Here is a 16,606-nt window from a genome sequence, read left to right as displayed (position 1 = left end):
TGAAGTCTGGGAAGTTCTGTTATTGGCAAAGGGAGGGTAGTGATGACGATTGTTGGAAATGGCTCTGATCCTTAAGGGCGTAACTGTCTGATGTGTAGTTTTTATTTGAATACATTATAAATATAGGGCTTTTAGTTATTTTTATCGTCTGTAAAGTATTCCGGATGTTCTTGTGGAATCAATTTTAAAATATTAAAAACATCCTGCATGTGTAGGCTCATGGATTGTATTGATTTTTCTACTGCGCCAATTTTTATGGCATTTAGAATTGCTGCGTGTTGCGTTATGACGCGCTTGTATTGATCTGATAAGTTAAAACTTAGATTGCGTATTCTATCCATGTGGGCTTTTTCGCTTTCAATCAAATGTCCAACTCTTGGATAAGGAACAAATTTGGCGAGAGTTTGATGAAACTCATCATCCAACAGCTGAAATGTCAGTGAATCATTGGCTTTCACCGCGTTCTTCTGTTCGGTGATAATTTTTTCGCAAGCCAATACCACTTCATTTCTTAGGCTGTCATCTGAATTGGCTGCAAGTTGGCTTACTACCGATATTTCCAGTGCCTCTCTAATAAATCTGGCTTCAAGAATTTTTTCCATACTTAATTTAGATACATAGGTTCCCCTTTGCGGGAGTACTTCAATGAATCCGATGTTGTTGAGCTTAATCAAGGCTTCTCTTACGGGGGTTCTGCTAACTCCAAACTCTTGCGCGAGAGCTGTTTCAGAGATCAACTGGCCTGGCATCAACTTCATACTTATAATTGCATTGCGAACAAATTCAAAAATTTGGCTCGCGGCAGGTCTATGGTAAGACAGCGCATTGGGCGGGGTATTCATATTTGTGAGAGATTGCATAGCCATGATAGTCGTACCGATTTGTTAACAAATAATGACTACGTATAAGTAGCCATTATTGAGAATTGATATTAATGTGTTGTTAAATTCATACTGCGCCTTGTAGTCTGTCCTCTACTACAGAGCTGGTAGAAAATTGATAACGCATGTTGCGATAGACACATATGTCTGTAATGTTTTCGGGTGTTCCTATTGGGGCAGAGCGATAATTGGTCGATACACGATATTTACCTGTAACCGGCAATACTTTGTGCCAGGTATGACCATGCAGCAGAATAAGTGTGCCCTTTTTAGGGATAAATGTTTGCTGCTCGGGAAAATCAACATCGTGATCACACGCTGGTAGTAAACCTATTTTGTGAGAACCTTTTACTGCCATAGTGTAGCCGCCCGTTTCTTCGGTGATATCCATGGTGTAGATCAAGCGGTTCATGTTAAAGCGAGATGAGTCTTCCGGTGGGCAGTCTTGATGCCAAGCTTGCCCCTTAGTGCCTTGCCTTGAAAACATCACCATGCAGTATTGGGTATACCAGTCATCACCAAGAATAGCTTGAGTAAGCGCTACGAGCCGAGGGTCGTGCTCTACCGTATCAAATAGATGCTCGCCTTCACGTTGCGGAAACCAAGGGATCACTTCAGTTTCGGACTTTTCTAAAAATTCTGCGTTATGTGAGAACTCTGGCGACTCACCAAAATGATCCAGAATTTTTTGGTTGTAGCTATCCATTAATTCTGCTGAGAAAAAGTTTTCCAGCATGATGTAGCCATCGCGCCAAAATTGTTCTGCAAGTTGTTGATAATTCATAACTGTAAATTCCACCTAATCAGGGACGACTTTTCTGTACAAAATGTGACTTGGAAATTTCTTTGGAAAACCTTTCCAGAATAATAGGGTTGCCTTCAATGCGACTGTCTCCCCAATAACTCTGCTTGCATCCTTCGGCACCTGCGGTAGCTTCTGGTTCGCAATACCACATGGATTGCGTATGCCAATTAGTGTTGATGTAAGCAGCAGCGCGAATTACATCGCGATTTTCCTCAATATAGTCAAAGTAGTCCTGATACCAGGTTTCCCATAAATCATCGACAGTGATGGCTACTGGGTGATTGGTAAATATGCAGCTTGCTGTTAGTGTGGAGGTGCTAAATGCGGCTGGTGCAGCTTCGGAGATCATGACAGGTTTGTGATGGGCGCGAGCAAAGTTTAACACGCGATCATGTTGGGACACAGCGCTAACCTGTGGTGTAAACCACTCGGGATTTAACGCGTCGCAATTCCATTGGTATTTACGATAATGCTCGCCATAAAATTTGGAAAATGAAACCCAGTCTACAACATCATCGCCGGGATAGTAGGTCTCTAAATGATTCGGATCGCTGACTTTGTATATACCTTGGTCGCGTAACCATGAGGCAGTTTGCCATACGGTAGCAATATTTTTTGCATCCAATACGTCGATTCGCTGTTTGATAAAGCGGAAAGTTTCCTTATATGCTTCCGGGTTATAGCAATTCCAAGGACCATCGAATTCATAGCCTATGCGCAAGAATATCTGACGATCTGACTCTTTGAGGAAGGTCAGCAGTTTATCTACTTCACTGCGATAATAGGACACCAGCTCAGGCGTTACCTCTCCATCCACAAGCCCTGCAACGGCTTTAGTGGGTATGGATTTGCAGTCATCGTGTGCATCGGTAATGTCCAAGCCAACGGCTAGCGCCGCGCCAGGGAATTGATTTAGAGTTTCAACAAAATTATTTCTTCCTGATCCATAATCAACATCGGAGGTGACGCCGGCAAGGCTGCCAAATTTAAAGGAGTGAGCGATTTTGGTGTATAACGTCACTCCACCAGGATAGGGAAAGTTGGCGTCCTTATCTAATACGTCTGTCTTGAATGCATTCAGGGTTTCTGTATCTTGCCCCATTATGAAAAGCACTTTGTCATTATCCGGCAAAAGTTTCGCGGCCAGCGATGGTGATGAGCTGGCAACTGACTGGGTTTTATCTTCTACTGGCGCAGTAGCTGATTGGTTGTCAGCGGAATCTTTTTTGCATCCTGTCAGTCCTATTAACAGTAGCAGCGGCAAAGCTTTATATTTCGCATTTGATTTATACATACCTACCTCATATTGTTATTCATCAAACTCTTCATAAGAAAACCAATCAAAATCAGCGGTAATTCCTTTGCCGGTTAAATCCTGGCAATTTAAGCCTATAAAGGCACCGGTAAAGGCGGCACGATACTTGTGCCCTCCGTATCGAACGTAATCGTCAGACAGTATGCTGCCATCAAGTTCTGGCCCTATGGATACCCAGGAGCCCGGAGCATTGGTGTGCGAGTAAGAAAACTGAAGTGATGACTTATTCCAATTTAGTTTTAAGTGCACGGGCTCATGCCGAGAGAAAACGGTTATGGCTGTTTCAGGTTCAGTGGCAACTCCGTTATCAACCTTCATGATTTTAAGTTGGTTTTTATTAGGTTGAGCATCTGCAGCTGATACATACAAATAAATATAGTGGTTGGTATTGTAGTAGCACACCAAACCTGCCATTTGTTGAAATGATTCCGGCTGAAAATCTAATTGGCAACTTGCTTGAACATGGAAAGCTTGAAGTCTTCGAGCTATAAAGCTTTGCGAATGTGTAGAGCTAAGTGATTCCCTGCCGCGCAGGCGCAAATAACCCGGGCGCTCATGCAAGCTTAACCAGGATTCATTGATCGGAACCCGCAATGATTGCCATATAAGTGACAAGTTGGTCTCATTAAAATGATCCAAACTGGGTGCGGGCTTATAAGGTAGGGAGGGTGCATTCAACCCCTGTATATGTAGCCTTGTTGTTTTTTCAGGATGGGAAAGCTGAGGCCAGTCATTTTCCCAAACTATTTCCTCAATTAAAGTTTCTCTTCCTAGAATGCACCGGCGTCTAGGCATTAACGGTCTGCTGCCCAAGTACACGGCATACCATTGTCCTGTTGCGGTTTCTACCAGGTCACCATGCCCGGTTCGCTGAAAATGAGCTTGAGCGTCATCTTTTGCCGTAACAATCGGGTTATGTGGGTGCAGCTCATAGGGGCCGGTGATTGCCCTTGAGCGTGCTATTGACACAGCATGGCCGTACTCAGTACCGCCTTCCGCCGTCAAGAGGTAATACCAACCGTTTCTTTTATAAATATGAGGGCCTTCAGTGCAGCCTAGTTCAGTGCCAGGGAATATGTCGTAAGTGTCGCCAATCAATTCTTTGGTTTCTGTATCAAACTCTTGTAATTGTATGCCGCCAAAAAACCTTCCGTTGCGGTGATCGACAACCATATTGACCAGCCACTTTTTCCCGTCCTCATCATGATAAAGAGATGCATCAAATCCATTTGAATTGAGATAGGTAGGTTCAGACCAAGAGCCTTCTATGTTAGTCGTTGTAACCAAGTAGTTAGGGGTGTCCTTCCAGGGGCCATCAAATGAGCGCACATTGCTGTAAACCAGATAAAAAATACCATTGCTGTAGCTTAGGCAGGGAGCCCATACGCCGCACGAGTCAGGAGTTCCTTTCATGTCCAATTGGGATTTTCTGTTGAGCGCTTGGCCAACGAGCTGCCATTCGGATAGATTTCTTGAACGATGAATTTGCACTCCGGGAAACCATTCAAAGGTGGATGTTGCAATATAAAAAACATCATCGACGCGAATGATACTGGGGTCTGGGTTAAAGCCTCTTAGAATCGGATTCGTAATAATATTATTCATGAATAACCTTTTTATTCTACTGGGGTGCTGGAGTTCATTGTGAAATCACAATTGCCCCATCCTTAATTTTCAATTAGCGCTTTCGTATCACAGTATGAGGGGCTATTGAAGCCTGAGTGCATTTTGGTTGTGTCAGGTGATAACTGCATTTTTGTTGTTTGACAATCCATTATTTATTCGTTAATGTTAACGTTAACTGATCGCTAAAGCAATAACCTTTGTTGTCGCCTAAGCTGTCTTGTTAATGTTGTTGGTTCAGGAACCCCTTGATATTTCTTTTGCTGTGTATTGAGGGTTATCGTTTGGCGATCGAGTTTCGATCGCCTTTTTTAATCGCTACCGAGAAGGACGTGGTAACAGGAATCTTCTTGAGGGCGTTTTGATGCTGCGAAATATCCATTTTGTGTGTGCTGTGCTTGCGCTGCTTGTCAGTTGTAAGTCAGTAGCGGAGGTAATATCAACTCCGCCTATTGCAAATAGCAATGATCGTTACTGTTTGGAAATGTTGCGCTTGGCGCTTTCTTATGCCGATAAACAATATGAAATTCAACCTCAGCAGGGAGGTGAAAAAACCTTATTAAGAGTAATTAATGAGGTTCAGGGAGGGCAAATGCATGTCATGTGGACTGCCACTGACAAAGAGAAAGAGGAGCAGCTTCTACCAATTAGAATTCCTCTCTTCAAAGGAATGTTCGGATTTAGAGTTTTTATTATAAACCGTGATACTCAATCGAAATTTGATGGCATTGAATCATTTGATCAACTCAAAAACGCAATTACTTTTGGGCAAGGGCGAACTTGGGCAGATACAGAAATTCTTAAAGCGGGTGGGTTGACAGTAGTCACTACGATGAAGTTTTCTGGCTTGATGCACATGGTTGATGGAGGAAGATTTGATGCTTTTCCTCGTGGGGTGCACGAACCTTGGTCAGAGCTTGAGGCATTCTCACAGCTTAATTTGAGTGTCGAAAAAAATTTAGTGCTGCATTACAAAATGCCTTTTTACTTTTTTGTGAGTAATACCAATAGAGAGTTGGGGCGTGATATAGAAATGGGATTGAATCGCGCTATAGCGGATGGCTCGTTTGATCGTATGTTTTATGCCAATGAAGCAGTACAAAGTGCTTTGGAAAAGGCTAATTTGAAAAATAGAAGAGTTTTTGAAATACCCAATCCAAACCTTAGTTCAGCTACGCCAATCGAGCGTAAAGAACTGTGGTTGGATGTGGAAAGTTTGTAATGTCGTGTCGTCAGGAGAGCCAACCCATATCTCTCCGTGTTCTTGCCCCCTTTTAGGGGGCTTTTTTATCACCTCATTGACATCAAACAAGTTTTTCCCAGGGTTCATCTGCGATATACATAAAAATAGTGTTAATAATTTGTTCGTCATAATGATAAGTGCGTCTTCAAAGCGCGCGGATAATTTCAGCTTTTCACCAGATAAATCCTTTAAGGCTCAACATAAAAGCAATAATCAGTATTCATCTCTATGAGGGAAGACTTATGTCTAAACACTTATCTACCAAACAGCGGTTTGGTCGGTGGCTTGTTCCTGCGGCACTAATCATCGGCGCCTCCGCTTCTACCGGTGTGGCTGCCGCTGAATCAGGCGTATTTGGCATGCAAACTAACGGAACCATCTACCATTTGGATGGCGGCCAGTCCGCTAACTTTGTGTATCTCTGTGTGAATGGTGACTGCCGCACCGCCACCAAAGTGGGTAACCGTTACGAGCGCAGTTTTGGCTCTGCAAACACCAGCACTAGCTACAGTATCGAGTTCAAAGTTCAAGATAATGCGACCGGCCAGTGCATTACCTCTACATCGGTAAAACCTGGTCAGGCGGTAGCCTCTACCCCATGCTTTTCTGGCAATGTGCCCGTTAGTTCTGCAGCTTCAAGTCAGGCTTCAGCAAGCAGCAAGCCGACATCTAGTGTGCCTGCATCTAGTAGTAAACCGGCGAGCAGTAGTGTCGCGTCTTCAGCGTCGAGCCAAGCTATCAGCAGCGGTGTTTTCGGTTTAACAGCTGGAGGTACCTTGTACCATCTCGATGGTGGCCAAACGGGCGGCTTTGTTTTTCTGTGTCTGAATGACAACTGCCAATCAGCCAATAAAACCAATGGTCGCTACGAAGCGAATTTCGGCAGCCTGAATGCGGGTAGCAGCTACAAAGTGGGGTATAAGATTCAGGATAATGCGATTGGCCAATGCTTATTTGACGGCACCTTGACCCCCGGTAATGCCTATTCTCAAACGTCTTGCTACTCAGGCGTAGTAAACCCTAGCTCATCCAGCGCACCATCTTCAATTACTGCAAGCTCAAGTTTGCCCGCAAGTTCCAGCACACCTTTATCCTCGGTTCCTGGTTCTAGTAGCAAGTCTTCTATGGTCGTGAGCTCTAGTAGTTGGTCATCAATTACACCTAGCTCCAGCAGCAAGTCATCGGTGCCATTAAGTTCTAGTAGTAAATCTTCTGCTGTTATATCAAGTGATAGCAGCTCAAGCAATCCATCCTCAAGTGCAATAGGTACTGATACGTTTGGTGTAGAAAAAATTGATGCGACTACCGCGTTATATTGGGTAAAGGATAATTCGTCTTGGCCTCGCGGTGGTGACTACTACAGCTGTAAAAACGGCGATGCAGATTGCTATCGTGCTGAATTAAAAAATGGTCGCTGGGAGCGCACACATACCAATATGACTCCCGGTAATTACAAGGCTGTGTTGAAGGTTCCTGGATTGGGAGTAGATCAATATCCTAGCTTGAGTTTTTCTTGGGCGGGCGGAGGTAGTTCCGGTAATTCGGGCTCCGGTTCCGGTTCTGTTGGCAGTGGTGGTACACGCATCATTGCTCCAAGTTTAAATCCGGAAATTTACCCTGCGCTGGATATTCAGCATGATGTCGCTACCGCATCTAACTATCTTGCAGGTGGTTTGCACAATCCGCAGTATTTTGGTCATACCCTTTACACATTTGCTAACGATTCCGCAGGTGTTAGCAATTGCTCAGGTGGTTGTGCGGCGAACTGGCCTCCATTGGTTGTGACTGATAACAAAGCATTGGTCGCTATGACCAGCTTGAAAGGCGCGCTTTCTACTTTCAAACGCGATGATGGTCGCTTACAGGTCGCTTACAGGTCGCTTATAAAGGAAAGCCTCTATATTTTTATGCTGCCGATAAAATTCCGGGGGATCGTAAAGGTGATGGTGCAGGTAATGTTTGGTTTGTTGCAGATGCTGAAGTAACTCCAGTAGCTAGTCAGCTTTATCAGCACGCGTTGAAAACACCTTCAAATATGCCTGTAAGCCAAAATGGATTTGGATTTTCGATTAATAATAATCGTGTCAATTTCCAATTTGGTTCTGTATTGGCTGAAGTGTCTGCGCCAAATGTTAGTTTTTTTTGCTCTGCTAATCAGATGGATTTTTCTGAAGTTGCTATAACCAATGGTACAGCGACTATACCTGCTGCTTGTACTTCTGCATCGACTTATTGGTATTTCTTCCGCTACAAGATGAAAAATCCTGGTGCGGGTAAATACGTCATGAGTAATAACCACGACTTTGATCAAGACAGCGCCTATCAATATACCGCGCTCTTTATTAATGATGGGACTCGATTGGATTTGAGTAAACGTGGTCTGTTTGATGATGTAGGTGCGAACTGGATGCGTTTCCGTCATCCACGTGCTTATGATGGCGTTACTGAAGCGATTCGCGATGCAACACATAACTCCTCACGCTTAGCGGAACTGGCGCGTTATTCTATTCACGCCATCGAGTCAACATCGGCTAATGGTGTTATCGATTTAACGCTGGATTTGAACCTGCCAGAGAATCAGGGGCTGGTGCGTTTGGAAGGTTTGGAAAATGGGGCAGGCGATGAGAAGCTGCCTACATGGCGTTATCAGTTTGAGCCATCAAACGGTCAGCGCACCTATTCAATGGGTGGCTGGAGCTATGGTCAGTCGATCAGTTTTGAAATGACAGGTGTGGTGGGGGCGATTGGTTCGCAAACTTACAATACCTATCAGTACTATACATTTGGTTTAGGTTTTCACTCGCCGATTGGTGATCCGCGTTTAGCGCTGGTTGGTAAGGGTGGCACTTACATGCAATTTAATATTAAAAACTACGGTGGAGAATTTAAAAACGGTCATATCGGTGCGGGAATTCATGATGTCATTATGGAAAAGGCCGCTATTTTCACTCAGCACTTAACGACATTGCATGACCCTAAAGAGGTAGATGATTTCTTGTGGGGGCACCATCTGTTTCATGGGGTGAAATTACAGCGCGCCACTGCAGAAATGCCAAGTCAGGAAAATCTTGGGTCGAATCCAGGTGATACAGGTATTGGTCGCGAAATATCCTCGATCAAGAAAGGGGCACCGATTGCCTGTGGTGATTGTCATTACCGGGATGGCCGTGGCTCGGATGTCATTGATACCGCATTCGGCAAACGCATTGCGCCGCCAGTCTTTGGTGTAGGGCTTCTACAATATATCGAGGGGCGTGAAGCCGGATTTACTTGGGCAGGTACTGTACCTACTGTGCGTCAACAGATTAAAAATGCACTTGTAGCGGATCACCAAATTGATCCGAATAATCCCAGTGATATTTCGCCCGAAAACTTGGAATTAATTAATCGCTACACTGAATTTTTAACGGTACCAACGCGTTTTGCTGGAGTCTATGAGCAGCCGGGAGTAAAAGAGGGGGATAAGTTATTCCGTGATATTGGCTGTGCAGGTTGTCACCAGCCGGTACAAAAAACGACGAGTCATGCCCCTGAAAAATTCCGTAATTTAACGATTCGTCCTTATACTGATATGAAAATACATCAGGTTGCCGATGGAAATTATCGCACTGCACCTTTGTGGGGTTTAGGTCGTAATATCGATTTGCTGGAGAATAATAACAAATTAGTGGCAGGTGATTTGGCGATGGGAATTGCGCTTTATGGAGGTTCAAATCAAGAGGCTATGGATAAGCATCATATGCGCAAACGACCACTGATATTTTTACATGATGGAAGAGCGATTTCGTTGAAAGACGCTATAGTTAAGCATAGAAATGCCGGTGCCAAAGCCAGTGATGCGGATGCGGTCATTAATCGTTTTGAAGCTCTAACAGCAGGCGAACAGGAGAATATTATAAAATTCTTACGGAGTTTGTAATTAATCAGAAAATAGCCATGCACTCTTGCATGGCTATTTTTCATTATTCATAACTATAGGATATAAGTGGTTAGGATAAGTCAGCGGGTTGTCTAGTTTTCGAGTGACTTCGAAAACTATGGAGACACAATGAAAAATCTTTCTGCAGTGTGGCTATTTATATTTTCTACATTTGTTCCGCTTTCTGCATTCGCAGAAAAGATTAACATTTCCCTCGGGGTGTATACTGAACATTTGGAAGCCTTTCAATCCGTATTATCAAGCGGGCAGTGCCCAGATCCTAGAAATTACTTGGTCAGTGATAATCAAATACTCACTGAGTTTCTAATATTATGTGAGGCAATAAAATTAGGCGGTCTTGAGCCAAAGATTGAATTCAAGGCATTTCCTGTCTATGTACGCTTACTGCGAGAACTGGATGGCAGTTCAATTGCTGCTTTGGCCTTCGGCGGTTGGCGGCGCGATTTGGATATATCCCGTTTTTACATCTCACCCCCTATCATTCCTCCGAATACATTTACTAAAGGCTTTTTTGTGAAGCCGGAAAATCAACATGCATTGATGGCTAACTCTAGAGAACAATTGGCTTCGCTCACTGCTGTTACAAGTGCGGGATGGAAAGTTGATGTAGAGAGTATTAGCTGTGTTGGATCAAAAATGATTAGCGCTCGCACCTATGTAAATATGTTTCGCATGGTAGGAGCGGGCAGGGCTGATTATTTAATTACGACTTTTCCTGCGGGTGATGACCTTAATGTAGATTTTTACGGTGTTAAGTTGCGACCGATTCATGGCGTAAAAATAGTATTTAAGGATTCATTGCATTTTGCGGTTAGTAAAAGCCACCCTGATGGAGCAAAAATATTTGCAGCGCTTGAGCTAGGTATGCAACAACTTATAGCTGATGGCACCATTGATTATGTGTTGGCTAAGCTGGGTATCATTAATCACAATGTAACGTCCTGGAAGGATATAGGCTGTATCAAATAGTTGCATTAGGTTGTTTGTAGTTAGGTGATAAAAATGGCTCTGACTTTAATTTTTATTAAATCAATAAATAAAATTTGATTTGGCGCAAATTGGGTTGCATCAAATTAAATATCATGCCTCTGGTAATCATAGCATCAGCGAGGCATTAAATGAATTACCAAGACTTTTCAGAACAATTTTGGAAGCAGGGATATATTGTTATTGAAGATTTCTTCCCTGTTTCACAAATGGATGATCTAAATAAATTAATTCTTGCCCATTATGGTGATGATCCAGCGTTCTACCATAATCCTGAATTTTTGCAAAAGACCAATACCGAAGTAATCCCCTGGTTTCCTCGGCGCGAAGGTGAGCAAAAATTTGATCTTATTGAGAAAAGTGAACATTTTATCAATCTAACGAATGCCATTTTAAATGACGATTGGAAGTCATTGTATTGTATGGTCATGTTCTCCAAGCAAGGAACAAAGGGGCAGTCTTGGCATCAAGATTGTCCACCAGAGGACGCTGAAAAGTTTAATATGAATAGGCTTATCTATACACACGATGTTAATGAGCACACTGGTGGTCAAACGGTGGTCTATCCAGGCTCTCACAAGTTGGGTGTATTACCTGCGGGTACTGAAACCCATAAGGATTATGCCGAGCAGGTAATTTTATCACCCAAAAAAGGCACATTGGTTATTCTGCATGGCCATACATGGCATAGAGTTTTGCCGCTTAAGGGTAAATATCGGGTATCTACTAATTTTCGTTGTGCTCCGCAGGGCACGCCTGATGATATTACGGACATATGTGTTTATCCCAATATGCGTTATCAGTTCTCGATCAATAAAGTTATTGAAGAGCGAGTACCTGGTGCATATGGCGCGAAAGTTGGTTATTAAATACATGAGCTGCTTGCGCAGCTTAGACGCTACGCAATGCTCAAAAAATAGGCCTTACTACTACATTGCTACAGTTTGAACTTATCTACGATTGCTCCTTGTTTTATTGCTAGTTCATTTAGGCTTTGCCCACTGGTGGTGAGTTGTTCTAATACTTGTTGTGTGAGTGCTGTACTTGTCGATATACCGTTAATATTGCGAGATATTTCAGCTGCTGTTTTTTGTTGCTGTTCGGTTGCTGTGGCAATGTGAGAAGCCATATTTACAATTTCTCTAATCAGCTTATTAAATTCGCTGATATTGTTGGCAACGTCCTTATTCTTTTTGCTGCTCTTCTCCATTGCTTGCACACAACTATTCATATTTTCTACCGAGGTTTTTACCGCGCTTTGTAGTTTGTTAATCATGTTGCCAATTTCAATAGCTGATGAATTTGTTTTCTTGGCTAGATTGCGTACCTCATCTGCAACGACGGCAAAGCCTCTCCCCTGATCTCCAGCTCGCGCCGCTTCAATAGCAGCATTTAATGCCAATAGATTGGTTTGCTCAGAGATGTTGCGAATCACATCCAGTACGCGACTGATATCTGAGCTGTGTTTTTCAACACCATTTGTGAGTCGAGCGGATTCACCTAATTGTTCGCTAAGTATTAGTGTTATGTTTAAGTTTTCTGCAACAGATTGGCTGGTGTCCGAAGCTATATTTTGGGCGCTCATTACATGTTGATGAGTAAGGGATGCTGAGTTTGCAACCTCAGCAAAAGACTGCTCCATTTCCGTCATTGCTGATGCAACACTCATTGCCTCGCGAGTTTGGGCGATAACTTCGTTTGTGGCGGTAGAAACTGCCTTGGCATTGGTGTCTGTTGCCTTGTTTATTTGTGCTGTGCTTTGCGTTATTTCTTCAACTATATGCCTGAGTTGATCAATGGTGTTATCGAAGTTTATGCATAGCTCACCAAATTCATCAGGTTTCTTATAGTTTGCTTTATCTTTTAAGTTTCCTTGCGACAACCCGTTTAGCAGTTTCATCATGAGTTTTAACGGGCGACGAATAGAGTTGGGTATGGTTAATGTGAGAAAAATGGCGATTGCTACCGAAGCACTAAATATAATCGCGAGTATATTTATGCCTCTGCTGAAATCGGCACTAGCAGAGTTGGTTGCATCGAGAACAGCTTTATAGGCTTGCGATAGCAGTAATTTTACCCGGCTGCTACTTATGTTTTCATAATGCGTTATTTTTTTTAAGGCGTTATTTTTCTCTTGGAATAATTTATTTCTCTTTTTTATGTTTTCTATGAGTCCACTCGTTTCCTGAAATTTTATTAACTGATTTTTTAATTGAGTCGCGCTTGAAAGTTCAAAGTCGATATTTTTTATTATTTGTTGAGACGTTGATATGTTTTTTTCGATAATTACGTTGTCAGTACTAATTTCTGCTTGGTTTAGCGCAATGTATAATTGAATCAGCTTGTTGAAATTTTCGGTTGAAATACTGCCTAGCGTTTCTTTACTCTGGATTAACTCGCCAAATACTATCAGGTCTGATGTGATTTTATTTTTTGTGATCAAGTACTCTTCATGAGCCTTCATCAGTATATCTGCTTGCAGAATAACGGCATTAGCATTTTCTTTGACCACATTTAAGTTGATGATTTGATTGGCTTTATCTGCCAGGTCTAGATTCTCAGAGCGCTTTAGATCTGATTGAAAGTTCTCTAGTGCATCAACGTATTCCTGTCTGTTTTTTTCAAGATCCTCTACTTTTTGGCTGGACACATAACGAATAATACAGTTAGCCACTGTTGATAGGGATTCGATTAGATAATTGCCCGCTTCTAAATTGCGTATCTCGCGATTCACCAATGTATCTACGTTGCCCTTAAGCTGGCTTCCCATATGCCAGGAAACGCCGGTCACAATTACGATTAATCCTGTCATGAGCACAAAACCGAAAATGGCCTTTTTGATTACACCTAAGTGAAATGATGCTTTTGTGGGGAGTGTTTTAATCATACTTTTTGATTCTGTTTTGGATGTTTAAGAACTTTTTAATTTATGGTCTTTGTCCTTAGATCAGCCAAGTATTGAGTAGGCTGAAATACTCTTCGTTAAGATCTATCGCTGAATATATTTCTGCATCACATGCCTTTGTGCTACAAATAAACTCGATAGCGATAACATTAACATTAGCCTATAGTAAATCGAAAGATAGCTGTTTTGAGCATTATTTTTTGCGCTATGAAGCTGATTAAAGTTTTTCAGCTGTATAAATTGGTGTTTATTTCCCGGGGCAGTACTTTTAAGGTGGCATGAATATTATGGTTATAAAGAATCATCTGTATTTATCATTGGTTTCTCTTCTGGCAAGTTATTTATTCTTTTCTGGATTGGTTTTTGCTCAAGAATTAATTGTGCTTAATGAGCGGGGCAAGCCAACGCGGGATGTATTGGAGTTGCTGGGTGATATGAAAAGTGGTGATTTCGGGAGGTCAATTTATGCCGTCAATGATGCCAGTGCTTTTCACAGCGAGTTGGTGAATGGGCCGACTGACGGGACTAAAGCCAGATTAATTGATTTTACCGGTGATAGCTGTGTAACGCCTGACAATTGTTTTTCCCTATTGTTCTACAAGTCTTATCACGGCTATTTGGATCTTAGTCGTTATAGCGCCTTAGTGTTTGATGTGAAAGTGGAAACATTCCCAAGCAGGCCAATCGGTATTCGGATCGGCAGTTATCCCACGAGAGCAGAGATTGATATTACGGATCGGCTGCCTTTAGCTGGCGAAGGTTGGAAAACAATTCAATTAACCCTTAAGGAGTTCAACGATAATCTCTATGAGAACTTTTCATCCGTTTACACTGAGGATGTGTTCAGTATTGGTACTACCGGAAAGGCTCGACTTCTTTTAGCTAATATTCGCTGGGTGGAATAATTAGAACGCTACCCTGATTATTGCTAAAGGTGCTAAAAAATCAATAATAAGAATATTTAATTAAGCTGGCTGCAGGCGAGGTTTTTTGTGCTATAATGTGGTAACGATAACGCTATTGATATTGGTTGTGTTGCCTTAGCGTTCTTTGGAGGTTTTTATGGGGCCAGTTGCCAGATTTGACCGCCTTTAAGGTACGCCATGGATTTGACGAATAACTAATTATTCAGAGCTTTTTCATTCATGCCTACTAAGCGACGCCCTCTTATTGAACCTCTTGAGCCTCGCCTACTATTTTCTGCCACCGCTGATGCCGCTGTTTTTGAATACGGTGATTTTGATGGGTATAACCTTGTTCAGGCAGCCGAGTCGCTAGATTTAATCAGTGTTTATTTTCCGACAGAGCCAGTGTTGGTTGGCGCTTTGGATTCTTTCGATGATGTTTATTCCACATCTTCAGCGACAACAGCTACTTCGACAACTGTAATTTTTGTTGATACCAGTGTAGATAATTATTCTACATTGGTAGCTGATATTTATTCTCGATACGACGCTAATTCAGTCGAACTTCTGTATTTGGATCAGGCCGTGGGTGGTGTTGAGCAAATTACGGAATATCTAAGTCATTTTTCCAACGTGTCATCCATTCATCTCATTTCTCACGCGGTTGCGGGAAATTTGCAATTGGGTGGCCAGCTTCTTAATGAGCGCAATCTTGAGGAGCATAAAACTCAAATTTCTTCTTGGCGGTCTGCGTTGACTGCAGATGCAGATATATTGCTCTACGGTTGTACTCTCGGTGCAGATACGAGTGGCGAAAACTTTTTACAACGTTTACATCAATTGACGGGCGCCGACATTGCTGCCAGTGATAATTTGACGGGTAATAGCCGAGCTGGAGCCGACTGGGTTCTCGAACGGCAAATAGGAACCATTGAAACTAATTCTCTTTTTTCGCCCGATACAGTTTTGGCTTGGAGTGGTGTTTTAGCCGATATCACTTACATAGATACTGGCGAGCCAGCTGACCCCTCATTAAATTCGGATACGCTTACTGCATTTCAAATGGGGCAAAGTTTTAGTTATCCCTCAGGTATTTCTGTTGATCAAATTAGTTTGATGTTGAGCTACAACAGTGCACAGGGTGGGGCTCAAACTGTGACCGTGCAATTGTTGGATGCCTGGGGTGGAAATGTGTTGGCGATGGGGACTTTTGTAATTGCGCCAACCGATGCTGATTTTGGTTTTCAGTGGGTTAATTTCGTGTTGGATAACGAGGTTTTGCTTACCGGTGGGAATACTTATGTATTTGCTGTTAGCTCTGACGCGGGCGTCGGCGATAATGCAGTGCGGGCTTCTATCTTTGATCCGGGTACCTATGCGGATGGTACTTACATTATTAACGGAATCGATGATGCTGGTGGGCGCGATCTTGCATTTCGAGTCACCAATTTGGCGGTAGCAAATTCAAGCCCATCAATATCGATTCCTCTAACGAATTATTCGGCTACAGAGCAGGTTGCGGTTAATTTACACGGCACCGGAATTACAGTCGCTGATGCAGATGGCGATTCGTTAACAGTGACATTGGCTGTAAATGATGCAGCGAGCAAATTAACAGCGGTTGTGGGGGCAACTGGTGTGTCGATTACCTCGGGTAATGGCTCTAACAATTTGATTATTACTGGAGCCGCTGCTCAATTAAATGATTTCTTTTCGGGAGGGAATGGGGCAACACTCTCCTACTTGGCGGATTCGGATTCTCCTGCAGCTAATGCAACATTGACGCTCACAGTATCGGATGGCAGCTTGTCGGCTGATGATAGTGCAGCTATCGATATTACTGCAGTTAACGATGCCCCCACTGTTGTTAATGCGATCCCCGATCAAAACGCCACTGAAGATGCTGCGTTTAATTTTCAATTTGCATCCAACACGTTTAGTGATGTCGATGTGGGCGATACGCTGACTTATAGCGCGCAAGTAGCGGGTGGTGGTGCATTAC

The 16,606-nt window shown here is 42.8% G+C and carries 11 protein-coding genes and 1 pseudogene; 7 read left to right on the top strand and 5 right to left on the bottom strand.

All coding sequences use genetic code 11. The features are described 5' to 3' along the window. Positions 1 to 131 precede the first annotated feature (131 nt). From AWU77_RS03290 to AWU77_RS03275, 4 genes are all read right to left on the bottom strand, one after another. Positions 132 to 866 carry a GntR family transcriptional regulator gene (locus AWU77_RS03290; protein WP_062059237.1) on the bottom strand — a complete coding sequence of 245 codons (735 nt, stop codon included), beginning with the start codon at positions 864 to 866 and terminating at the stop codon, positions 132 to 134. An 82-nt stretch (positions 867 to 948) separates the two neighbouring features. After that, the gene (locus tag AWU77_RS03285) at positions 949 to 1,665 is read right to left on the bottom strand and encodes a phytanoyl-CoA dioxygenase family protein (RefSeq protein WP_062059234.1); all 717 of its coding nucleotides are present in this window, start codon (positions 1,663 to 1,665) and stop codon (positions 949 to 951) included. 19 nt (positions 1,666 to 1,684) lie between these two features. After that, complete coding sequence (locus AWU77_RS03280; protein WP_062059231.1) at positions 1,685 to 2,980, bottom strand: hypothetical protein; 1,296 nt, start codon at positions 2,978 to 2,980, stop codon at positions 1,685 to 1,687. Positions 2,981 to 2,995: 15 nt separating this feature from the next. Next, complete coding sequence (locus tag AWU77_RS03275; protein WP_062059230.1) at positions 2,996 to 4,606, bottom strand: glycoside hydrolase family 43 protein; 1,611 nt, start codon at positions 4,604 to 4,606, stop codon at positions 2,996 to 2,998. A 382-nt stretch (positions 4,607 to 4,988) separates the two neighbouring features. Between AWU77_RS03275 and AWU77_RS03270 the strand changes: the two genes are divergently transcribed. The 5 genes and pseudogenes from AWU77_RS03270 to AWU77_RS03250 all read left to right on the top strand — a co-directional run bounded on the left by AWU77_RS03270 (position 4,989) and on the right by AWU77_RS03250 (position 11,663). Continuing rightward, positions 4,989 to 5,846, top strand: coding sequence for a diguanylate cyclase (locus AWU77_RS03270; RefSeq protein ID WP_225318679.1), 858 nt, complete (start codon positions 4,989 to 4,991; stop codon positions 5,844 to 5,846). Positions 5,847 to 6,109: 263 nt separating this feature from the next. Further along, positions 6,110 to 7,633: pseudogene (locus AWU77_RS20290) on the top strand (family 31 carbohydrate-binding protein); the annotation flags it as partial. A gap of 251 nt (positions 7,634 to 7,884) precedes the next feature. Then, complete coding sequence (locus AWU77_RS03260; protein WP_152625247.1) at positions 7,885 to 9,786, top strand: di-heme oxidoredictase family protein; 1,902 nt, start codon at positions 7,885 to 7,887, stop codon at positions 9,784 to 9,786. A gap of 129 nt (positions 9,787 to 9,915) precedes the next feature. Beyond that, the gene (locus AWU77_RS03255; RefSeq protein WP_062059220.1) at positions 9,916 to 10,776 is read left to right on the top strand and encodes a hypothetical protein; all 861 of its coding nucleotides are present in this window, start codon (positions 9,916 to 9,918) and stop codon (positions 10,774 to 10,776) included. Between the two features lie 149 nt (positions 10,777 to 10,925). Then, positions 10,926 to 11,663, top strand: coding sequence for a phytanoyl-CoA dioxygenase family protein (locus AWU77_RS03250; RefSeq protein WP_062059219.1), 738 nt, complete (start codon positions 10,926 to 10,928; stop codon positions 11,661 to 11,663). A gap of 68 nt (positions 11,664 to 11,731) precedes the next feature. On the opposite strand, the gene AWU77_RS03245 is transcribed toward AWU77_RS03250, so the two are convergent. After that, positions 11,732 to 13,681: a methyl-accepting chemotaxis protein gene (locus AWU77_RS03245; RefSeq protein ID WP_062059214.1), complete on the bottom strand. Its 1,950-nt coding sequence runs from the start codon at positions 13,679 to 13,681 to the stop codon at positions 11,732 to 11,734. Positions 13,682 to 13,977: 296 nt separating this feature from the next. On the opposite strand from AWU77_RS03245, the gene AWU77_RS03240 reads away from it, so the two are divergent. Continuing rightward, positions 13,978 to 14,604, top strand: coding sequence for a putative glycoside hydrolase (locus AWU77_RS03240; RefSeq protein WP_062059212.1), 627 nt, complete (start codon positions 13,978 to 13,980; stop codon positions 14,602 to 14,604). Between the two features lie 240 nt (positions 14,605 to 14,844). Further along, the coding region (locus tag AWU77_RS03235; RefSeq protein WP_152625246.1) for a DUF4347 domain-containing protein at positions 14,845 to 16,606 on the top strand (1,762 nt) is incomplete at its 3' end.

The sequence above is a fragment of the Cellvibrio sp. OA-2007 genome (genome assembly GCF_000953825.1).
Lineage (GTDB): Bacteria > Pseudomonadota > Gammaproteobacteria > Pseudomonadales > Cellvibrionaceae > Cellvibrio.
The sequence above is the reverse complement of the archived record's forward strand: the minus strand, read 5'-3'. Positions and strand labels throughout refer to the sequence as shown.